This is a genomic window from Paenarthrobacter sp. CAP02, assembly GCF_040137855.1.
Classification (GTDB): Bacteria; Actinomycetota; Actinomycetes; order Actinomycetales; family Micrococcaceae; genus Arthrobacter.
Map to the genome: position 1 here is coordinate 426,257 of NZ_JBEEII010000002.1, position 21,419 is coordinate 447,675.

Consider the following 21,419-nt stretch of genomic DNA (forward strand, 5'->3'; position numbering starts at 1 on the left):
TACTTATCCTCCGACCAGTGGCACGAGCTTGATGAAGGTGGCTTCGGTTGCTTTCAGAACGTCGATCTCATCGGTCAATTCGCATACCTGTCGGTTATCCACCATCACGAAAAAGGCATTCCGTTGAAAACCCTTGACAGCAAGGTCAGCCTGCTGTTCCCAGTTCAAAGGCATACGAATCTTGTTGCCTCGCCCCGGGACATTTAATTCACGTTCCTGGGCTGATGGTTCAACCAGCCCCGCAACTTTGGCATCACCATGCGCGTTGTAGCGCGCGACCTCCTCGCGCACGCGCCACCTGATCAGCGCCTCAACCGTCATGACATTTGGCAGCCCTGACAGCTCATGGCGATCCACTGCCCCATTTCCGGGCAGCCTCTCATCACTAATCCGCAACGTAGTCACAGTCACCCCTCTGCTTTGCCATGTCCGCAGCATATAGGCGCGGGCCGACAATCACAGTGGCTACTCGCGCGCCATATTCTCACTGTCGGCCAATCCATTGTGGGTGGGCGAGGCCTACTTCCCCAGTCCCGCCCGTCGCAGCGCCTCGGCCATTGCCGTGTTGGCGGGAGCGGGTTGGGCTTGCTGCGGCTTTCCCTGGCGCTGACCGCCCTGCTGTGGGTGACCTTGGTTACCCCGGCGATCGCCCTGACCTCGCTGACCGGGCTGGCCGCCGCGCTGCCCCTGCTGTCCCCCAGGACGCTGGCCATCACCTGAAGCACGCCCGCCCGAGGTGCGGCCGCCCCCGGTGCCGGGTTCGTCGTCGAGCCTCAGTGTCAGTGAAATGCGCTTGCGCTCGGGATCCGCCTCAAGGACTTTGACCCTGACCACTTGGCCGGACTTCACGATCTCGCGCGGATCCGACACGAACTTGTTGGACAGGGCCGAGACGTGGACCAGACCGTCCTGGTGCACTCCAACGTCCACGAACGCGCCGAACGCGGCAACGTTGGTAACAGTGCCCTCCAGGATCATGCCTGGCTTGAGGTCGGAGATCTTCTCGATGCCTTCGGAGAACGACGCCGCTTTGAACGCCGGCCGGGGATCACGGCCCGGCTTCTCGAGCTCCGACATGATGTCCTTGACCGTGGGAAGGCCAAAAGTGCCATCAACGAAGGCCTGCGGGTCCAAGGCCGTGGCGGGTCCTCCGCCGGCGGCGACCAGGATCTTTCGGGCCACCGAGTACGCCTCGGGGTGGACGCTGGAGGCATCCAGTGGCTCCGCTCCCCCGGTAATCCGAAGGAATCCTGCGCACTGTTCGAAAGCCTTCGCGCCCAAGCGCGGCACCTTCTTGAGGTCGCTTCGCTTGGCAAACGGACCATTCTCGTTCCGGTAAGCCACAATGTTCTCGCTGAGCAGCGGCCCGACGCCGGCCACCCGGCTGAGCAGCGCCGGGGAGGCAGTGTTGACGTCCACACCCACGGCGTTCACACAGTCCTCCACCACGGCATCCAGGGAGCGATCAAGCTTGGCGGCGGTGACGTCGTGCTGGTACTGCCCCACGCCGATGGACTTCGGCTCAATCTTGACCAGTTCCGCCAGCGGATCCTGCAGGCGCCGAGCAATGGACACGGCACCTCGGAGCGACACATCCATCCCCGGGAGCTCAGAGGCTGCGAGCGCCGACGCGGAGTACACGGATGCTCCAGCTTCGGAGACCACCAGCTTCTGGATTCCCTTGGACCCGGCTGCCTCAAGGGATTTGATGAGCTCGGTAGCCAGCTTGTCCGTCTCGCGGGAAGCCGTTCCGTTGCCGATCGCCACCAGTTCCACGTTGTACTGTTTGGCGAGCCGACCGAGGGTGGCCAGTGCTTCGTCCCACTTCTTCGCGGGTGCGTGCGGGTAGATGGTGTCGGTGGTGACCACCTTGCCGGTCCCGTCTACTACCGCGACCTTCACGCCGGTCCGCAAGCCTGGGTCCAGGCCCAGCGTTGCGCGGTTTCCGGCCGGTGCGGCGAGCAGGACATCGCGCAGGTTGGCAGCGAAAACGCGGACGGCTTCATCTTCTGCGTCCGCGAACATGCGACCACGAAGGTCCGTTGTGAGACGGTCCAGGATACGTCCGCGCCAGGCAAGCTGAGCGGTCTGTGTCAGCCAGGTATCGGCGGGCCGGCCCTGGTTGGAAACACCCAGGCACTTGGCCACAGCGTTCTCATACTTACCGCGGGCGGCGGCCAGGGCGTCGTCGTCGGCGGGGTCCGCTTCGGCGAGGTCCAGTTCAAGGACGCCGTCCTTCTCACCACGCAGGAGAGCCAGCACACGGTGCGACGGCATCCCCGACGGCACCTGGGTGAATTCGAAGTAGTCCTTGAACTTCTGGCCCTCGGCCTCCATGCCTTTCTTCACGCGTGACACCATCCGGCCCTGCTTCCAGAGCCGTTCGCGGAGGTCCTCAGCCAGGTCCGCATCCTGCCCGACGCGCTCCACCAGGATGGCCCGCGCACCCGCAAGCGCTGTGGTGGCGTCCTCGATGGAGTGCTCGGCGTTCAGGTATTTGGCGGCCTCGGTGGTGGGATCCAGCTGCGGGTTGGCAAGCAGGGCGTCAGCGAGTGGTTCCAACCCGGCTTCGCGGGCGATCTGGGCTTTGGTGCGTCGCTTCGATTTGAAGGGAAGGTAGATGTCTTCCAGCCGCGCTTTGGTGTCAGCACTGACGACGGCGGCTTCCAGTTCCGGGGTCAGCTTGCCTTGGGCGGCAATCGCCTCGAGGACGGACTTGCGCCGTTCTTCCAGCTCACGGAGGTACCTGAGGCGCTCCTCAAGGTCGCGGAGCTGGGTGTCATCGAGCGTCCCGGTGGCTTCCTTGCGGTAGCGGGCGATGAAGGGAACGGTGGATCCGGCGTCGAGCAGTTCCACCGCGGCTTTGACCTGCCAGGCTTTGACGCCGAGTTCCTCGGCGATCTGGGTGTGGATGGCGGAGTCGGCTGACTGGTGTTGGAGATTTGAAGTCACCATGACAGTTTGCCTCACCCGCCCGACAGTTTCAGGTCCGGCATCCTGCGGGCCTATCCCTGCGGCCCGGTTAGTGGTGTAGTTGGAGCAAAAGACGGGCCGCGAGGCGTTCCCCCGGAAGGGGTGCCTCGCGGCGGCTGGGGATGGTGACAGGCTGCCCGCGATAGGCGGGGCCTAGTGGGCCATGTGCTCCTTGGCGGAGATGTGCTCCACCATTTCACCGAGGCGATCTTCTGCGTAGTGGTGGCGGGCGATGTCGCCCTGGCTGATGATGCCCACCAGCTTGTGGTCGCTGATGACCGGCAGGCGCCGCACCTGATGTTCTTCCATCATGGCAATGGCGTCATCGACGTTGGCATCGGCGTCAACCCAATGGGGCTTGCCTGTGGCGAGGTCCCCGGCACGGACTTCCCGGGCGTCCTTACCCTCAGCGAGGCACTTGACCACAATGTCGCGGTCGGTGATGAAGCCAGTGAGCTTGCCGTCCCGGCCGCAGATGGGAAGTGAGCCGCAGTCCAGGTCCCTCATCAGCATGGCGGCATCCTGAAGAGTTTTATCCTCTTCGATGCACTGGCAATCCGTTGACATGAATTCACGTACGACACTCATGGATCCTCCTTCATCGATTGGATTACCGACGCGGGGCCTTGAGGATGAGTCTTTCGGCTCAGCGCCGATGAAGCCAAGCCTACGCTCGATCGGCCTCTTCAGCGATGTCCTCGGCCCACAGTTCCGGGTGCTTTTCCTGGAACGTCCGCATCATGTCCACGCACCGGGGATCGTCCAGAACCACCACCTCAACGCCGCGTGACCGGAGGAGGTCGAACTCGCCGGGAAAGGTCTCCGCTTCGCCGACTACCACCCGCGGAATCTTGAACTGGATGATGGTTCCCGTGCACATCGCGCATGGCGCCAAGGTGGTGTAAAGGGTGGTGTCGCGGTAGCTTTTCTGCCGTCCCGCGGCGCGCAGTGCGGTCATCTCGCCGTGCGCAATCGGATCGCCGTGCTGCACGCGTTCGTTGTGTCCGGTGGCAATAACCTCGCCATCGCGGGCCAAGGCAGCGCCGATGGGGATCCCACCTTCGCTGAGGCTCTTTTGCGCGGCCTGGAACGCGGCTTCAAAAGCCGGGTCAGCGGTGTGGGCTGTTTCAGTCATGCGTGAAGTCTAAATTGCTTCCACGCTAAATTGTCGGGGCCCGCTGATAGCTTGGCTGCAAGGGTTTAACCATGGCATGGAAGGAAGGTGGGTCGCAGTGTTCTTTCTCGATTCCGAGACCGCAGGCGCCCCGCAGGACCTGGTCTTTTCCGCCAGTGACCTCGTCATCGCTGCAACCTGCGAGTACCAGTTGCTCCGGAAGCTCGATGAAAAGCTGGGCCGGACCCCCAAGCCGGACTTTCCGCCCGACGCCATGCTGGAGCGCACCGCAACGCTGGGTGACGTCCACGAGCACAAGGTGCTGGATGACTTCGTGGCGGAGTTCGGCCACTGGGACCCGGCGACAGGAAAAGGCGTTTACGACGTCGTCCCCGCCGACGCGATGGACCGCACCACCCTTTCGGCCAAGCATGCGGAATCCATCGACGCCCTCAAATCCGGCGCGGACATCGTATTCCAGGCAGCCTTCTTCGATGGCCGGTTCCACGGCCGTTCGGACTTCCTGGTGAAGCGTTCCGGTGGCATGTACGCAGTCTTTGACACCAAGCTGGCACGGCATGCGAAAGTCACGGCCTTGCTGCAATTGGCCGCGTACGGGGATCAAATGCTGCAAGCCGGCATCACCCCTGACCCCACGATCACCCTGGTCCTGGGCAATCGCGTCCACAGCGACCACCTTTTGTCGCAGGTCCTCCCGGTATTCCGCGAGCGCCGCGAACGATTCCTTAGCATGACCGCTGCGCACATGGCGGAGCCCGGGCCCATCGAATGGGGTGACGCCCGCTACTCCGCATGCGGCCGCTGCGACTACTGTGCAGAGCAGGTCCAGCTCCACCGGGACCTCCTGATGGTGGCAGGAATGCGCATCAGCCGGCGGAAGAAACTGATCGAGGCCGGGATCGCCACTATCGACCAACTGGCAGCATCTCCTGCCGACGGCGACCCGATGTTCCTCAGGCTCCGGGAGCAAGCCCAGCTGCAGACCGGCACAGGCACACCGGATGGAACGGTCAATTACACGGACAAGTCCGGCGAAGCCAAGTCAGTGAGTTACACAGTGCTTCCCGACAACACTCTGGGCAGGCTCCCCGTGCCGGACCCGGGCGATATCTTCTTCGACTTCGAAGGCGACCCCCTCTGGCAGGACCCTGTCACCGGGAAGTGGGGGTTTGAGTACCTCTTCGGCGTCATCGAGAACCCAGCGGAACCTGGAGGCACCCCGGTCTTCAAGCCGTTCTGGGCGCACTCGCGTGCCGAGGAAGGCCACGCGTTCGTGGCTTTCCTGGACTACGTGGCCAAACGTCGCGCACAGTATCCGGGGATGCACATCTACCACTACGCGGCCTACGAAAAGACGGCCCTCAGGAACCTTTCCCTGACGCACGTGGTGGGCGAGTCCGCCGTCGACGACCTCCTGCGCGAGGGCGTCCTGGTGGACCTTTTCGACACCGTCCGGCACAGCATCCGGGTCTCCGAGAACTCGTACAGCATCAAGAAACTGGAACCGCTGTACATGGGCCAGCATCTGCGATCCGGGGACGTCACCGACGCCGGTGCCTCCGTGGTTGCCTACGCGGACTTCTGCACGGCGCGGGACACTGGCGAAGCAGACGCTGCGGCGGCAATCCTCGAGGGCATCCGGGACTACAACGAATACGACTGCCTCTCAACCCTGGAGCTGCGCAACTGGCTTCTCGCCCGGGCGGCTGAACGCTCCATCCAGCCGGCAGGCGGATCGGACGTAGCAGCTCCCCCGGATACGGAACCCGAGAAGTACGAAGCAGCCCCGGAAGAAAAATCCCTGTTCGATTACCTGGCCGGCCTACCGGAGGATAAGAAATCCACCGCGGATGCGCGTGCCATTGGCATCGTCGCAGCTGGAGTGGGCTACCACCGCCGCGAGGACAAGCAGCATTGGTGGGGGCACTTCGACCGATTGGAAAAGCCCACCTCGCAGTGGCCGGATGAGCGTGATCTCTTTGTGGTGGATCACGCTGAGCTGCTCCAGGACTGGGCCAAGCCGACACCCCGGAGCAACCCGGCGCGGACGGTGAAGCTCTATGGCCGCTCGGGGGACGGAGCAGGACTCGAGGCCGGCAAGAAGTACTTCAGAATGTATGGCTCGCCCCTTCCGGACGGCTTGCAGGGGAAGGAATCGGCCGTGCTGGGCCGTGCCGGCTGGAACGGGACCCTGGTCACCGAAGTTGGCGAGGACCAGGACTTCGAAACGGTCACCATCACCGAAGGCCTTCGCAAGGACTCCAGTGCGTTCAGCCAACTGCCCATTGCCCTGACTCCGGATCCGCCCATCGCTACGAAAGGCCAGCGGGCAGCCCTCGCCGCGCTGGCAACACAGCTCAAGGACGCCCTGCCGGACTGGCCACAGGACCCGGCCTTGGACCTGGTGCGGAGAAGGCCGCCCAAGCTACGGAGCCTGGACGCTCTGCCTCGCGTGGAATCCGGGCCTGACGGATACGTTGACGCCATCACTGCGGCCGTAACCGACCTGGACGATTCCTACCTTGCCGTGCAGGGACCTCCGGGGAGTGGGAAGACCCACGTGGGTGCCCACGTCCTGGCACGGCTCGTAGCCAAAGGCTGGAAGGTGGGCGTCGTGGCGCAGTCGCACGCCGTGGTGGAAAACATGCTGTGCGCCGCAGTGGAGAAAGCAGGGTTGGACCCCCGGCAGGTTGCCAAGGAAGTCAAGCACGATAACCCCGTGCCATGGATGCACTGCGGCAAAGGCAACGTTGAGGACTTGCTCGCCAAGCCGGGCGGAGCATTGATCGGCGGGACGGCCTGGACCATGGTTGGCAAGGAGGTCCCGGCCGGTTCCTTGGATTTATTGGTCATCGACGAAGCAGGCCAGTTCTCCCTGGCTAACACCATGGCAGTAAGTAGTGCAGCCAAACGGCTCCTGCTCCTGGGCGATCCGCAGCAGCTGCCGCAGGTCACGCAGGGCAAACATCCCGAACCCGTCGACGAGTCGGCGCTTGGCTGGCTGTCCGATGGCTACAATACCTTGCCGCGGGAACTGGGCTATTTCCTGGCCCTGTCCTGGCGCATGCATCCCGAACTGTGCAGCGCAGTCTCAGAGCTCTCGTACGACAACCGGCTCGAGGCAGCGCCTGCCGCCAAGGAACGCCACTTGGAAGGGGCGAGTCCCGGGATCTCCTGCGTCTATGTCCCGCACGCCGGGAACTCGAGCAATTCGCCCGAAGAAGCCGCCGAAGTGGTCAGGCAAGTCCAAGACCATTTGGGACTGGAATGGCTGGACCCCTCGCAAGCCCCGGAGCCGAAGCCACTGCAGGAATCCGACATCCTGGTAGTCGCGGCTTACAACACCCAGGTCCAACTCATCAAGCATGAGCTCCGGGCCGCGGGCCTTCTCCACGTTCGGGTAGGAACAGTGGACAAGTTCCAAGGGCAGGAAGCACCGGTGGTCATCGTGTCCATGGCCGCCTCGGCAGCCGCCGAGGTTCCCCGGGGCATGGAGTTCCTGCTCTTGCGCAACCGGATCAATGTGGCGGTGTCCCGCGGCAAGTGGCGGGCCGTCGTCGTGCGTTCACCTGAACTGACCAACTACCTCCCCACCCATCCGGAGGGACTGGAGAACCTGGGCGGCTTCGTGGCCCTCTGCCAGCGGAGTGTGAGCACAGCTGACGACCCTACAGAGGCCCGTTAAGGACCTCTGTCGTACTGAAACTCAATGCTTCGTCCAGCACCAGGCCGAAGTTCGTGGCGTCGTGCGCAAAGCGGCCCAGGAAGAGCCCGGAAACCCCGGTAAGTTGAGGCAGCAGCCCCGGCTTGGCCGATCCCCCATAGATGATGGGCAGCCCGTCCTGTCCGTGCTGGCCAAGCGAGTCCCGCAAGGCAGCCACCACGCGGGAGACATACATGGCCGATGCCGGCTCGGGAGCACCAATAGCCCAGACAGGTTCATACGCAATAACCAGCTTGGCGGCCACCGACCAGTCGGCGGACACCGCTGACGTGATCTGCCGAAACACTGTTTCTGCGGCCGTCTCCGGTTCCACCATGTCAGGCTCCCCCACGCACAGCAGCGGAGTGAGGCCAACATCGACGGCGGCACTCACCTTGAGCGCCACCACACGGTCGTCTTCGGCGAAGTGCCGCCGCCGTTCCGCGTGGCCGATCTCAACGAGGCCCACACCGAGCTCAGCCAGCATGGAGGGAGAGACTTCCCCCGTCCACGGCCCGTCGGCCCATCCGCAATTCTGCGCGCCGAGCAGCAGAGGAGAACCTGCCGTCATCGCGGCCGCGGCGGGCAATACAGGAAACGACGGGATCACAAACGGGACCACCCGCCCGGCCGCAAGGGCCGGGCGGGCGTCGACTTCAGCAACCAACTGCTCCAACCACGCCAGGGAATGCGCGTAGCCCATGTACATCTTGGTGCTGACCCCGATGTAAAGGACGTCAGGCGAAGGTGAGGAGGCAGCTGGGCGCATTTTCTACTTGCCCAGCAGTTCGTCGGCTTTGTTGGTGAAGGCGCGGGTGCCAAACATCATCAGTGCCGCCACGAACGGCAGAACACCCAAGGCGTAGACACCCATGGTGCCTGTGTCCGAAGCCGTGACCTCGTTGACGGTAGTCCGCAGGATTGGTGCCACGAATCCGCCCAGGTTTCCGAGCGAGTTGATCAGCCCGATACCGGCAGCGGCCGCGGTCCCGGTGAGGAACGCCGTCGGGTATGACCAGCAGATGGGGCCCGTCGCCAGGAAGCTGCACACCGCCAGGGTGATGAAGATGATGCCGATGGCCGGCAAGTGATTGGCACCAGCCCAGGCGGAGCCGAAGATGCACAGGCCAGTGGAGACAAACAGCGCGGTGCCCCAGCGGCGTCGGCGGGCAACAGTGTTGGCTGCTTTGCCAATGAAGTAGCAGGCGAAGATGCCGAAGAACCACGGAATGGCAGCCATCAGGCCAACGGCCAGGCCCACCTTCTGGCCGGTGAGCTGAGCCACCTGCTGCGGGAGGTAGAAGGTGACACCGTATACGGCGATCTGAAGGCAGAAGTAGATGACGGTGAAGTACCAGACCTTGCCGTTGCGCATGGAAGCCAGCACGCCCTTGGGACCTGTTTCTTCCTTCACCGTGTCTTCCAGTGCCATGACGTCTGACAAGGCCTTCTTTTCCTCTTTCGAGAGGAACTTGGCGTCCTGCGGGCTGTTGATGAGGAAGAAGTAGGCTGCCACACCGGCCAGGACGGCGAGCATGCCTTCGACGAAGAACATGACCTGCCAGCCTGCGACGCCGGGAACCTGGTCGCCGATGTTGATGAGCCAACCGGACAGCGGCGCGCCCATCATCTGCGAGAACGGCTGGGCCAGGTAGAAGATGGCGAACATCTTCACGCGGACCTTGTTCGGGAACCAGGCCGCGAGGAACATGATGACGCCGGGGAACAACCCTGCTTCGGTAACACCCAGCAGGAATCGAAGGATGATGAAGGACGTCTCGCCCTGCACGAACGCGAAGCAGGCCGACACGATGCCCCACGTGATCGCAATACGTGCCAGCCACACTTTGGCACCGAACTTGGTGAGCAGCAGGTTGCTGGGGATTTCAAACAGGGCGTATCCGATGAAGAAGATACCGGCACCCAGGGCGTAAGCCCCTGCCGTGATGCCCTTGTCCACTTCCAGCGCAGCTTCGGCGAAGCCAACATTGGTACGGTCCAGGAAAGCCACCACGTACAGGATGACAAGCATCGGCATGAGCCGACGGGATGCTTTGGAGATTGCCGATTTGAGGACCGGCGTATCCAGCAACTCCTTGGTGGAATTGGCGGTTACTGACATTGAAACTCCTCTTTGAGTGACAGCAAATTGATGGGTGCGGCGCTATCAGCGCGGGAAGAAAATGAGCACCATGCCCACGGCGCAGGCGAGAATGCCCACGGCAAGGTAGATCTTGCGTTCTCTGGTCCAGGTCCGCATGGCTGTCCTAGTGCATGTACAGTCCGCCATCCACATTCAGCGTCTGGCCGGAGATGTATCCGGAGTCCTCGCTGATGAGGAAGGCGATGGCGGCGGCGATGTCCCGGGTGGAGCCCACCCGGTTCACCACGAGGTCCTTGGTGAGTTCATCCTTGCGCTCCTGGCTCAGCGTGCCGCCCATGATGTCGGTGTCGATGGGGCCGGGAGAGATGGCGTTGACGGTGATGTCGTACTCGCCCAGTTCGCGGGCTGTTGCCCGGGTCAGGCCGATGACGCCGGCCTTGGCTACCGAGTACGGGGTTTTGGAGAAGGTGCCGCCGCCGCGTTGCGCGGAAACGGAAGAGATGTTCACGATCCGGCCAATCCGGTTCTTGACCATGGATTCAGCCACGCGACGGGTTGCGTAGTGGACACCGTTGAGGTTGATGTTGAGGACCCGGTCCCACTCAGCCGGTTCAAGTTCAAGGTAGCCGATGGGCGAGCTGACGCCTGCAACATTGGCCAGAGCGACGATCTGGGGCAGTTCAGCTTCGAGTTCGTCAATGGCCGCGCGGACTTCGGCTTCGCTGGCCACGTTCGCGCCCACGCCATGGGCCTGCACGCCGAATTCTGCGGCGATTTCCTTGGCAGCGAGCTTGCAGGCAGCGTCGTCAAGGTCGATGATGCCGATGTTCCAGCCCTGGTCCGCCAGGTAGTTGACGGTGGCCCGGCCGATGCCGCGCTCGGACACTGCGCCGGTGACAATTGCGGTGCGTGATGCGGGGAAAGTCATGGGTCTTCTCCTGTGAAGTGTTAGTTGATGGGGGCCGGGCCGAGCTCTTCAATGAGCTTCTGCATGGCGACGTAGGCCTTGTTGCGATAGGCGATGAGCTCCGGGGTCCGCTCGGCGGGAACGTTGAGGAAGCCCGAGCCGGTCTTGGTGCCCAGCTTGCCGGCCTCGACCAGGTCCGAGAGGATCTTCGGCGTCGCGAAGCGCTCCGGGAAGCCTGTTTGCAGCGACTTGTAGCAGAAGTTGTACACATCCAAACCGGCCATGTCGGCAATGGCGAACGGACCGAAGAACGGCAAGCGGAAGCCGAACGTCGTACGCACCAGGGTGTCGACGTCGTCCGCTGTTGCGATCCCTTGCTCAACCAGCTGGGCGGCCTCGTGGAACAGCGCGTACTGCAGGCGGTTCAGGACAAACCCGGTGACGTCCTTCACGACGGCGGTCTGCTTGCCGGCTGCGTGGACGAGGTCGCGGGAGGCGGACACTGTTGCGGCAGAGGTTTCAGCGTGAGGGATGATCTCGACGCCGGGAATGAACGGCGACGGGTTGGAGAAGTGGACGCCCAGGAAACGTTCCGGGTTGGTCACGGCTTCGGCCAGGTCCGCAATGGAGATCGTGGACGTGTTCGAGCCGATCAGGGCATCCGGCCGGGCCGCAGCGCTGATCCGCGAAAGGGTCTGGTGCTTGATCTCCAGGACCTCAGGGACGGCTTCTTCGATGAAGTCGGCATCGGCCACGGCTTCCTCAATGTCCTTGGCAGCCCACAGGTTCTGCTTGAGGATTTCCGTGGACCCGGCCGGGAAAAGTCCGTCGGCGATGAACTGCTCCGATTCCTCCAACAACCGGTCGTAGTTCTTCTGCGCCACTTCGGCGGAAACATCGGCCAGCGCCACGCGCGCTCCGCCGAGGGCCAGGACCTGGGCGATGCCGCCGCCCATGTAGCCGGAACCGACGACGGCGATCTTCCGGGCTGCGTTACTGGCCGGGCCTGCGTTTGCTTCAGAAATGGTCATGGTCAGACTGCCTTCGTGTAGTCGGGCTCATAGGAGCAGATGGCATCCACCTTGGCGGCGGAGGATGAGGTTTGGTCGAAGCGGTGGTCCAACCACTCCCCTACGAGCTTTTTGGCCAGTTCCAAGCCAATCACCCGCTGGCCGAGCGTCAGGACCTGCGCATTGTTGCTGAGGACGGACCGCTCCACGGAGTAGCTGTCGTGGGCGGTTACCGCACGGATGCCGGGCACTTTGTTGGCTGCGATGGCCACGCCGAGTCCGGTGCCGCAGATCAGCAGCGCCCGGTCGGCTTCGCCCGCTGCCACCTTGCGGGCGGCATCGACGGCAACATGCGGGTAAGCCGTGGAATCGTTAAAGCCCACTCCCACGTCTGTCACGGACGCAACACGCGGATCCGCTTCCAGGAGGGCCAGGAGTGCCTGCTTGTACTCAACGCCGGCTTCATCATTGCCGACGACGATGCGCCAGCCTTGGTTGTTGCTCATGTTCAGGCTCCGTTTCCGGCCGGGACCGCGGAAGTGGCGGCGGCCAGTAGTGAATCGATGTGGCTGGAGATTCTTGTGACGATCAGTCCGAAGGAGACCGCGCCGGGATCGGGATGTCCGAGGCTCTTTTCGGCGAGCGGACGGGCACGGCCCTTCAGCGGCCTCAGTTCAGCGGTCCTCGCGGCAGCGGACTCGGCCGCCGCGGCGGCGACTGCCAGCGCCCGGTCAACGGGGGCACCGCCGTCGAGCTCTGCCAGGAAAGTGGCCCGGAACGGCAGGAGCGCGTCCACCATGGTCTTGTCACCGGGGTCGGCTTTGCCGAGTTCGGTAATGGCACGCACGAAGGCCTTCACTGCTGCGGCTGCGTCCTCCGACGCGTAGCTGTCACGGTTGCCCAGCGACTGCCCGGCTGCGATCACTGCAGACCCCCACAGCGCGCCCGACGTCCCACCGGCCCGCTCGCTCCAGGCTTCGCCGGCCGAGGTCAGAACGCGGGCCACGGACGAACCAGTTGCGGCCTCCCCGGCCGAAGCGGCTGCGTCGACACCGCGGCGCATGCCGATGCCATGGTCGCCGTCTCCGGCGATGGCGTCCAGCTTTCCGAGTTCCTCCTCGTGCTCCACCACCACATCCCGCACCTGGGCGAGGATGGCTACGGCCTGCCGCCCGAGTTCCGCGGCCGCCGCGGTGGGCTGTTCGACGTCGGCTGTCCCGGCGTCGTCGACCACGGCCTCGACGCGGGGTGCGCGCGGGGCCATGCTTCCCTTACGGAACGCGGGGGTGTCGGCGGGCGCTGCCCAATACTGTTCCAGTTCCTCGTCCAACCACAGGAGCGTCAGCGAGAGGCCGGACATGTCCAGGCTGGTCACCAGCTCACCGCATTCGGGTTCCACCACCGTGAGTCCGGCAGCGGTGAGGAGCTTCTCGACCTTGCCAAAGAGCAGGAAAAGTTCGTCGTATTTCACGGTGCCCAGTCCGTTGACAATGGCAACCACTCGGTCACCGGCGTCCTCGGGCTTGTCGGCGAGCAGCTTTGACACCAGGAGTTCGGCAAGCTCGGAAGCCGTGGGCATGGGGTGCTCGGAGATTCCTGGTTCGCCGTGGATACCGAGCCCCAAGGACATCTGCCCGGATGGCACATGGAACAGCGGATCCCTGGCACCGGGCAACGTGCAGCCGTCGAAGGCCACGCCGAGCGAACGCGTGCGGTAGTTGGTCTTGATGGCCAAACGCTCGACGTCGTCAAGGTCCAGTCCCGCTTCGGCCGCAGCTCCTGCGATCTTGAAGACCGTGAGGTCTCCGGCGATACCGCGGCGCCTCTCAAGCTGGTCGATGGGAGCGCTGGCGATGTCGTCGGTGACGGTAACGGTGCGGGTTTCGATGCCCTCTGCGTTGAGCCGCAGCTGGGCTTGGCCGAAGTGGAGGACGTCGCCGGCGTAGTTGCCGTAGCTCAGGAGGACACCGCCTCCGGCGTTGGCTGCCTTGGCCACCCGGTACACCTGTCCCGCTGCCGGTGAAGCGAACATGTTGCCGCATGCGGAGCCAGTTGCCAGGCCGGGGCCGACCAGACCGGCGAAGGCCGGGTAGTGACCCGAACCGCCGCCGACCACCAGTGCTACCAGGCCGGACGGGACTTCGGTGGAACGGACTACGCCGCCGTCCACCCGGGCGACGTAGCCACGGTTGGCGGCAACAAAGCCGTCCAGCGCTTCGTCGGCGAAGTCCGCCGGGTTGTCGAAAATCTGCGTCATTTCCTAGACTCCTGCCAGCTGGGTCGCTGGTTCCTGGCGTCCCTGCGCTACCTGGCTGGTGCCCAGTGCATAGCCGTCGGACTTGGGCAGGACGTGCCTGCGCAGGTAGTCCTGGTTGCTGGCCGTGACGCTCAGACCGTCGCCGCCGTAGTGCTCGGTGCAGAGGATGCCCTGGAAACCAACCGACAGCGCGAATTTGAAAGCCTCGCGGTAGTTGATGAGCCCGCTCTCCATCGGAGCCGGCATGGTGATGTAGCTGTCCCGGGTCACGTCTTCGTCCCGGATGTAGTTCTTCATGTGCCAGTAGTTTGAGTAGGGCAGGGTCTTGGCCACCATTTCGCGCCAATCCTCAATGGGGCGGTGCAGGCGGATGAGGTTGCCCAGGTCCGGGTTGAGGCCCACGTTGTCCAGGCCGATGTCCTGGACCAGTTGGACCGAGGAGTCTGCAGTGCCGAGGTACGTGTCCTCGTACATTTCCAGCGAGAGGAGGATGCCTGCCTCTGCGGCGTGCTTGCCAAGTTCACGGAGGCGGGACACGGCGTTGCCCCAGGCTTCCTTGTCCCCCACCGGGTCTTTGTAGCCCTCGACGGTCCAGAACCAGAGCTGTTTCTGCTGCTCCGGCGTGATGGCCTGGTGCAGGCCGAAGGAGACTACTTCGCACCCGAGCTCCGCGGCGGCGTCGATGGTGCGGTGGCTGTAGGAGAGGTTGTCTGCCCAGTCCGTGTGGTGGATGACGCTGCGGCGGATCGCGGAGATGACGGGCACGCCGATGCCCACTTCGGCAGCGGTCTGCTTGAACTCCGCCAGGCGCTCTTTGCTGAGGTCTCCGGGACGTACCCAACTGTCGGTGAGGTCTGCGTTCGCGAAACCTGCGTCCTTCACTTCCTGGAGGACGGAGGCCCACACTGAAGCGTCGGCATCGTTGACCTGTGTTCCCTCGGCGTCGGTGCCGGGGAATTGCAGGAGGGCCGCGGTGATGGGCCAATTCTCGGCGGTGTACGCCATGATGATCACTCCTTCGTGGAATCCTGTTTCCTATAGGATTTACGATACGAGCAATGCTGTCAACCCTTTTTGGAAACTTCCTAGATCCTATATGTCATACATATGTATGTGAAGGGGGTCACTGGCGGTGGGGGTTCGTACTGGCGCACCCCTTCCCGCCCAGCGCTCCCCTAGCCACGGGTGCACACGGCGTCAAAGGGTGCGCCGCAGACCACGAACGGGTGCGCAGGCGCAAAAAGGTGCGCCGCCAATCAAAACGGGTGCGGCTCAGTCCTCGGGCGCGTCAGCCATGGCCCGGCCACGCACCTTCTCCACGTGATCGACCATCATTTCCGCAGCCCTCTCCGGGTCACCGCTCAGCATGGCTTCCAGCACGGCTTGGTGCTCGGCAATAGCCTGCTCGGCATCGGTGATGCCCACTCCCCCGAACAGCCGGAAGCGTTGAATCTGCCCACCCAGGGTGTTGTAGGCCGCCAGGAGGAACTGGTTGTTGGCCTGCGCGGCGATGAGCTGATGGAAGCGTTCGTCGGCCTCGAGGTAGCTGCGGTACTCAGCGAAGGTTCCGCCGCGGGGTGCCGTCTTCAGGTCCTCGACGGCTTTCTTGAGGGCTTCCAAACCGTCTGGGGTCATGCGCGAGCAAGCCAGGCGGGCATTGACCGGTTCGATCGAGAGCCGCGCCTCCATCAGCTCCGCGAAATCCTCGCGGGTGAAGACCGGCGCCACCCGATAACCCTTCAAAGCGACGCGCCGGACCATGCCGGTGTGCTCCAGCCGCGCCAATGCCTCGCGGACCGGGGTGGGCGAAACGTCGAGTTCCCGCGCCATCCCGTCGATGCTGACGGCCGCACCCGGCTCCAGCCTGCCGTCCATGAGCCATTCAAGGAGGGCTTCGTAGACGTGGTCGGCCAGCACTTGGCGGCTAACGGGAAAGCCGGCGCGGGCGACGGAAGGATCAGGCATGCCACAAATCCTATAGGAACGCGGGCGTCTGGCAGGGTAGGCGCCTCCGTCACATTGCGCCGGGATGGCGCGTTAAACCACGACGTCGGCACCCGGGTTGGGTGCCGACGTCGTGGGTTTCGTACAGCTTAGTTAGCGTAGAACGGGTAGTCCGTGTACCCCTCGGCGCCCTCAGCGTAGAAGGTGGACGCATCCGGCTCGTTGAGCGGAAGGCTCTCGCGCCAGCGGCGGGCGAGGTCCGGGTTGGCGATGGCGGGACGACCCACCACTACGGCGTCGGCCAGTCCGTCCTCGATAATGGCCACGGCTTCCTCGCGGGTGGTGATCTCGCTGAAGCCGGTGTTCACCAGGAACGTTCCGTTGAAACGCTCACGAAGGTCCTGGACCAGGGCGCCCTTGGGGTCGTGGTGCAGGATGCTCAGGTAGGCCAGGTTGAGCGGTGCGATGGAGTCCACCAGGACCTCGTACGTAGCGCGTACGTCCGCGGCATCTACCTCGGCGATGCCCTGGACGTTGTGCTCCGGAGAAATCCGGATGCCGACGCGGTTGGCACCGAGGGCTTCGACAACCGCATTGACGGTCTCGATCACGAAGCGGGCACGGTTCTCCGGGGAGCCACCGTAGCTGTCCGTGCGCACGTTCGAGTTCGGGGCGAGGAACTCATGCAGCAGGTAGCCGTTGGCCGAGTGGAGTTCGACGCCGTCGAAACCTGCCTCGATGGCATTCCTGGAAGCGGTGACGATTTCCTGGATGACGCCCGGGAGTTCATCGGTGCGCAGTTCGCGGGGCACCGGGTAGGCCTGCTTGCCGTTGGGCGTGCGGACTTCGCCTTCGATGGCGACGGCGCTGGGGCCTACGATCTCAACACCGCCGGTTATGTCGGCGTGCGAAACACGTCCACCGTGCATGATCTGGGCAAACATGCGACCGCCCTCTGCGTGAACGGCTTCAGTGACCTGCTTCCAACCGGCGATCTGCTCTTCAGTGACGAGTCCCGGCTGGCCCGGATAGGACCGGCCTGCGGGGGTCGGGTAGGTTCCCTCGCTGACGATCAAGCCGAGGGACGACCGCTGGCGGTAATGCTCTGCGATCAAAGAACCGGGAATGCCTTGCTCACCTGCGCGAAGGCGCGTCAGGGGGGCCATTACCAATCGGTTGGACAGTTCAAGCTCGCCGAGGGCCAGGGGGGAAAACAGCATGCGCGGATCCTTTCAGAATGAATCAGGTTCACTCTGGGCAACTGCATGGCGTCTGCAACTATTCCGTGTGAGGCGGAGATCACACAGAGGGGCCGGCATCCCGGGCGGAGCACGCGTCCAGAAGCTCACCTACGCGAGCCAGGAAAGTTTTACGATGATCCTGGGCGGCTTCCTGGTCGATGGAAATATCAACCGGAACTTCAACGCAGTCTTCCACAGTCAACCGACAGCCTGCGGCGGTGGCATCCAAACGATAGGTGGTTCTTTGCGACACAGGACTTGGTGGAAAGAGGGCTTGGGTTACCGCCATTCGCCCGGGAATTTCCTCGACAACTTCGATGACCTCGATCTGACCGTTCCTGAGGAAAAAGCACTGCCGCTCCCCTGGGCCATCTGGTAACCCAGGTACGGAGACCGCCTGGATCACGTTCTCGCTCAGCAGTGTCGCTGACTCCGCAGGCTTTATCAACGACCACACAGCCGAGGCAGAATGCGGATATTCAGCTGTCGCAGAAGTAGTGACGGTCTTGAACGCAGCTTCGTGCGCTGTAACCTTGCCTGGCTTTGCCTTGACGCCCTGAATCACTGCAAGGATGAACGTCATCAGGAGACCGCCGACGACGAGTGCCAGGACCGCGATACCTCGAGGGTCTTCCTTCTGAAGCAGGACGGCCCCAAGAACGCTTAGGGCCACGAGTCCGGACAGCGCCAGGATGGAAACGTAGGTCAGAACGGCAGTCTTCACGAGCTCAAGGGTGACAGAGCCGCAGCCCAATCGTCGTGAAGCGCGCCCGAGCTACTCCGGCTTGATGTTCTTCAGGGCATCGTCGAAGCATTCACAGAGGGCCAGCACTGCCACCAGGTGCGCTTCTTCAGCGTGAGGTGGGTCGGTGTTGATGCAGATGGCCTCGTTCACCGAGTCGGCGAGATCCTTGGACTCGTGGCCGGTGAGCGCCCAAACGCGGGCACCGCCTGCTTTGGCGGCGGCAGCAGCGTCCCGCAGGTCCTCGGTGATGCCCTTGGCAGCCAGAAGGACAACGATGTCGCCTCGGCGGACCTGGTCAGAGAGTTGGGCGCTGATGCTGGCAGCGGCCCCGTCGGCTCCTTTGGGAATGTAGATGGCTTTGAAGCCGGTGCCGCCGCCGGGGTCATGGGCTGCGAGTTCCGAAGTGAACCTTTGGGCTTCATGGGATGAACCGTCGCTGCCTGCAGCAAACACGGTGCCGCCTCGACGCCGCACCCTCGCCAGCTCTTCGCCCCATTCGGCGAGCCTGGAGGACTCCCGGCGCAATGACGCTACGGCTGGGCCGATTTCGCCCAGGTGCCCGAGAACTACATCGACGGCGTGCCGGCTCGCCTTGGACCCGGCCGCACGCGCCTCCTGACCTGTTCGCCTCACCACGATGCTCACTTTCCTGCCTCCGTTTCCCCGTTGAAACTATTGGTTCCGATCGCCGTCGCGCGTTGAACCCTCCCGTACTGAACCGTTGCGGTCGGACCTGTCGCGGGTCAAACGCTCCCCTTCTGCCGCATTGGTGCGATCGGTGGTCGATTCGTCCAATCGGTCCGATCCGTTGGAACGGTCGTTGGCATTCGGGTCGAGCTTGTCTGCGTGGCGAAGATGCTCGTCGACGCGCCCGCGGGCCTCTTCGGCTTTCTCCGCATGCCGTTCAGCTTCCTTGCGGAGATGGTTGGCCTCCACTTCGGCCTGTAGTGCGTTGGCTTCGGCCTGCGCGGATTCGGCTTTGGCCTGGTGCGCGCCAATGGCCTCCTCGGCGGCTTTCTCCCGCAGCTCTTCGGCGCGGTGACGGTTGACTTCAGCCTTCTTCCGGCGCCCGACGACGACCGCGATCACGACTGCGGCGATAACGACGACGGCGATGACGATGATCAGCACCAGTTGTCCTGTGTCCATCTGGATTACCTCCCTGGTGTGCGGCTTTTGGGGGCGCCGCCCGTTGCCCACGCTGTAGTTGCTACCGAGGATGTACCCCTGTGGGATCCTTCCAAACGATGTGCCTGCCTAGGCCGGGAGTTCCATTCGGAAACCACAGCGGCACTGGAGAACCCGGGTTTTCAGGTAAACGTCCATGAGGCCGTCATCGGTATCTTCGGTGGAAAGCGGTGCGTACACGCTGCGTGCGGAGTTCGTTGAGAATTGCATCGGTTCACCGCAGTGGAAGTACTGTCCGCCGAATTGCAACAGTCCGGAGACGGTTCCGTTGCGGTTCAGCACGGCAGCAACGTCATGGAACGCGGCGGTATGCGCATATGAGGACTCGCAGGCCAGGCAGGTGTAGGACACGGAGACCAGCAGTTCACCGGAATGCGGCTCTATGGACTCGATCGTCTCAAGGTCCAGGTGGTCCGTGGAATTGCATTTGCCGCACAACAGCGCCCGTGCCTTAGGACGCGGCGTGGAGCCAGGAATCAACGGATTTCTCATCATCGACAATCTCATCTCTCCTTGGTCAACCCTGTCCGAGAACTCTCCCTGCCACTATCGTAACTAATGGTCAGCTTACTTACTAGTTTCTGGATGCAAGCACATTGTCCGAGGTCCAGTGGCCTTGTGCCCTGGTATCAACTCTGATTCGCTGGGAAGGTCTCCTGCAGCGAGGGACAGCTCCAGCCAAACAGCAGGGAGAACCAGTTGTGAAAGCAGTGACATGGCAAGGCCGACGCTCTGTAAGCGTCATTGACGTACCGGACCCCACCATTCAAGACCCCACGGATGCGATCGTGCGGATCACGTCGACGGCCATCTGCGGCTCAGACCTGCACCTTTACGAGGTCCTGGGCCCCTATATGCATCAGGGCGACGTCATCGGCCACGAACCCATGGGAATCGTGGAAGAGGTGGGCTCGGAAGTCCACCGCCTGAAGAAGGGCGATCGCGTGGTGGTGCCTTTCAACATTTCCTGTGGGCGCTGCTTCATGTGCAACCAAGGCCTGCAGTCACAGTGCGAAACCACTCAGGTCACCGCCAAAAATTCGGGAGCTGCCCTGTTCGGATATTCGGAACTCTATGGCTCCGTTCCTGGTGGACAGGCGCAGTACTTGCGGGTCCCGTTCGCCGATTACGGCCCGGTCAAAGTCGAATCCGACGCCCCCGACGAGCGCTACCTTTTCCTTTCCGACATCCTTCCCACCGCCTGGCAGGCTGTGGACTACGCGAACGTTCCCGAGGGCGGCACACTCGCGGTGCTCGGACTGGGTCCGGTGGGCCAGTTTGCTGCCAGGATCGGCGTCCATAAAGGGTTCCGGGTCATCGGCGTAGACCCGGTGCCCGAGCGCCGGGCCATGGCGGAGCAGCATGGGGTGGAAACCGTGGACTACAGCCCGGACGTCGCCGGCATGATCCGCGAGGAGACCGTGGGACGCGGGCCGGACTCGGTGGTGGATGCCGTAGGAATGGAAGCCCACGGCTCACCCGTGGCGTCTTTCCTGCACAAGGCCGTGTCCTTGCTCCCGGACAAACCGGCACAGGTCGCCATGGAGACCATGAGCGTGGACCGTCTTGCCGCACTGCACACCGCCATCGACGTAGTCCGCCGCGGAGGGACCATCTCGCTCAGCGGCGTTTACGGCGGACAGGCGGACCCCATGCCGCTCATGACCATGTTCGACAAGCAGATCCAGCTGCGGATGGGCCAATGCAACGTTCGCAGCTGGACTGACCAGCTGCTCCCCCTGGTAGAGGACGACGCCGATCCGCTGGGCGTCATGCGGCTGGTCACCCATACCGGCTCCCTGGATGAGGCACCGGAGCTGTACCAAAAGTTCCAGAAGAAACAGGACGGGTGCATCAAGGTAGTCCTCAAGCCGTAGGCAGCCGGCACTTCACGGACTTTCAGGAAACATCCAGAATCGCTAGATAGCCTAGCGATTGTCAGAGTTGGATTACATCGAAGGAGGGCCCATGGGACTCGGAGACAAGATCAGCAACAAGGCACAGGAAGTCACCGGCAAGGCAAAGGAAGCCTTGGGTGACGCCACCAATAACGAGAAACTGCAGGCCGAAGGAGCCGCTGACCAGGCGGCAGCCAAGACCAAGCAGGCCGGAGAGAACGTCAAGGACGCCGCCAAGGACGTCTTCGACAAGTAATCCACCAGCATAACCACACAGCGCAACGCCCGGCTTCCCCGATGGGGAGGCCGGGCGT

General features: G+C 63.3%; 20 protein-coding genes. 3 read left to right on the forward strand and 17 right to left on the reverse strand.

Features of this window, described 5'->3' with window-relative positions; all coding sequences use genetic code 11:
- Window positions 1-3 precede the first annotated feature (3 nt).
- The 4 genes from ABHM97_RS04850 to ABHM97_RS04865 all read right to left on the reverse strand — a co-directional run bounded on the left by ABHM97_RS04850 (window position 4) and on the right by ABHM97_RS04865 (window position 4,108).
- Window positions 4-405 carry a hypothetical protein gene (locus tag ABHM97_RS04850; RefSeq protein ID WP_349469812.1) on the reverse strand — a complete coding sequence of 134 codons (402 nt, stop codon included), beginning with the start codon at window positions 403-405 and terminating at the stop codon, window positions 4-6.
- 114 nt (window positions 406-519) lie between these two features.
- On the reverse strand, window positions 520-2,955 hold the full coding sequence (locus ABHM97_RS04855; protein ID WP_349469813.1) for a Tex family protein: 2,436 nt from the start codon (window positions 2,953-2,955) through the stop codon (window positions 520-522).
- Between the two features lie 171 nt (window positions 2,956-3,126).
- On the reverse strand, window positions 3,127-3,561 hold the full coding sequence (locus ABHM97_RS04860) for a CBS domain-containing protein (RefSeq protein WP_235519087.1): 435 nt from the start codon (window positions 3,559-3,561) through the stop codon (window positions 3,127-3,129).
- Between the two features lie 79 nt (window positions 3,562-3,640).
- The gene (locus ABHM97_RS04865; protein WP_235519086.1) at window positions 3,641-4,108 is read right to left on the reverse strand and encodes a nucleoside deaminase; all 468 of its coding nucleotides are present in this window, start codon (window positions 4,106-4,108) and stop codon (window positions 3,641-3,643) included.
- Between the two features lie 97 nt (window positions 4,109-4,205).
- On the opposite strand from ABHM97_RS04865, the gene ABHM97_RS04870 reads away from it, so the two are divergent.
- Window positions 4,206-7,793, forward strand: coding sequence for a TM0106 family RecB-like putative nuclease (locus ABHM97_RS04870; RefSeq protein WP_349469814.1), 3,588 nt, complete (start codon window positions 4,206-4,208; stop codon window positions 7,791-7,793).
- On the opposite strand, the gene ABHM97_RS04875 is transcribed toward ABHM97_RS04870, so the two are convergent.
- The 13 genes from ABHM97_RS04875 to ABHM97_RS04935 all read right to left on the reverse strand — a co-directional run bounded on the left by ABHM97_RS04875 (window position 7,777) and on the right by ABHM97_RS04935 (window position 19,702).
- Window positions 7,777-8,580 carry a triose-phosphate isomerase family protein gene (locus ABHM97_RS04875; RefSeq protein ID WP_349469815.1) on the reverse strand — a complete coding sequence of 268 codons (804 nt, stop codon included), beginning with the start codon at window positions 8,578-8,580 and terminating at the stop codon, window positions 7,777-7,779. The two genes, ABHM97_RS04870 and ABHM97_RS04875, sit on opposite strands and share 17 nt — an antisense overlap.
- A 3-nt stretch (window positions 8,581-8,583) precedes the next feature.
- Window positions 8,584-9,933: an MFS transporter gene (locus ABHM97_RS04880; RefSeq protein WP_235519083.1), complete on the reverse strand. Its 1,350-nt coding sequence runs from the start codon at window positions 9,931-9,933 to the stop codon at window positions 8,584-8,586.
- Between the two features lie 145 nt (window positions 9,934-10,078).
- On the reverse strand, window positions 10,079-10,843 hold the full coding sequence (locus ABHM97_RS04885; protein WP_349469816.1) for an SDR family NAD(P)-dependent oxidoreductase: 765 nt from the start codon (window positions 10,841-10,843) through the stop codon (window positions 10,079-10,081).
- A 20-nt stretch (window positions 10,844-10,863) separates the two neighbouring features.
- Window positions 10,864-11,853 carry a 3-hydroxyacyl-CoA dehydrogenase family protein gene (locus ABHM97_RS04890; RefSeq protein ID WP_349469817.1) on the reverse strand — a complete coding sequence of 330 codons (990 nt, stop codon included), beginning with the start codon at window positions 11,851-11,853 and terminating at the stop codon, window positions 10,864-10,866.
- A 2-nt stretch (window positions 11,854-11,855) separates the two neighbouring features.
- The gene (locus ABHM97_RS04895; protein ID WP_257368839.1) at window positions 11,856-12,338 is read right to left on the reverse strand and encodes a ribose-5-phosphate isomerase; all 483 of its coding nucleotides are present in this window, start codon (window positions 12,336-12,338) and stop codon (window positions 11,856-11,858) included.
- 2 nt (window positions 12,339-12,340) lie between these two features.
- Window positions 12,341-14,089, reverse strand: a complete 1,749-nt coding sequence (gene dhaL / locus ABHM97_RS04900; RefSeq protein WP_349469818.1) for a dihydroxyacetone kinase subunit DhaL — start codon at window positions 14,087-14,089, stop codon at window positions 12,341-12,343.
- A gap of 3 nt (window positions 14,090-14,092) precedes the next feature.
- A complete protein-coding gene (locus ABHM97_RS04905; RefSeq protein ID WP_349469819.1) occupies window positions 14,093-15,094 on the reverse strand; it encodes a sugar phosphate isomerase/epimerase family protein in 1,002 nt (333 codons plus the stop codon).
- Between the two features lie 267 nt (window positions 15,095-15,361).
- Window positions 15,362-16,054 (reverse strand): GntR family transcriptional regulator, encoded by a 693-nt coding sequence (locus tag ABHM97_RS04910; protein ID WP_235519077.1) that lies wholly within the window; start codon window positions 16,052-16,054, stop codon window positions 15,362-15,364.
- Window positions 16,055-16,182: 128 nt separating this feature from the next.
- On the reverse strand, window positions 16,183-17,253 hold the full coding sequence (locus ABHM97_RS04915; RefSeq protein ID WP_349469820.1) for an alkene reductase: 1,071 nt from the start codon (window positions 17,251-17,253) through the stop codon (window positions 16,183-16,185).
- Between the two features lie 79 nt (window positions 17,254-17,332).
- Window positions 17,333-17,998 (reverse strand): hypothetical protein, encoded by a 666-nt coding sequence (locus ABHM97_RS04920; protein WP_349469821.1) that lies wholly within the window; start codon window positions 17,996-17,998, stop codon window positions 17,333-17,335.
- A gap of 51 nt (window positions 17,999-18,049) precedes the next feature.
- The gene (locus ABHM97_RS04925; RefSeq protein WP_349469822.1) at window positions 18,050-18,664 is read right to left on the reverse strand and encodes an SIS domain-containing protein; all 615 of its coding nucleotides are present in this window, start codon (window positions 18,662-18,664) and stop codon (window positions 18,050-18,052) included.
- 27 nt (window positions 18,665-18,691) lie between these two features.
- Window positions 18,692-19,168, reverse strand: a complete 477-nt coding sequence (locus ABHM97_RS04930; RefSeq protein ID WP_349469823.1) for a hypothetical protein — start codon at window positions 19,166-19,168, stop codon at window positions 18,692-18,694.
- Between the two features lie 108 nt (window positions 19,169-19,276).
- Window positions 19,277-19,702, reverse strand: a complete 426-nt coding sequence (locus ABHM97_RS04935) for a hypothetical protein (protein ID WP_502921259.1) — start codon at window positions 19,700-19,702, stop codon at window positions 19,277-19,279.
- 206 nt (window positions 19,703-19,908) lie between these two features.
- Here ABHM97_RS04935 and ABHM97_RS04940 point away from each other — a divergent pair, with 206 nt between their 5' ends.
- Window positions 19,909-21,084, forward strand: a complete 1,176-nt coding sequence (locus tag ABHM97_RS04940) for a zinc-dependent alcohol dehydrogenase (protein WP_349469825.1) — start codon at window positions 19,909-19,911, stop codon at window positions 21,082-21,084.
- Between the two features lie 91 nt (window positions 21,085-21,175).
- Entirely contained in the window at window positions 21,176-21,361 is a 186-nt protein-coding gene (locus ABHM97_RS04945; protein ID WP_211712941.1) for a CsbD family protein, read from the forward strand.
- Window positions 21,362-21,419: the final 58 nt, after the last annotated feature.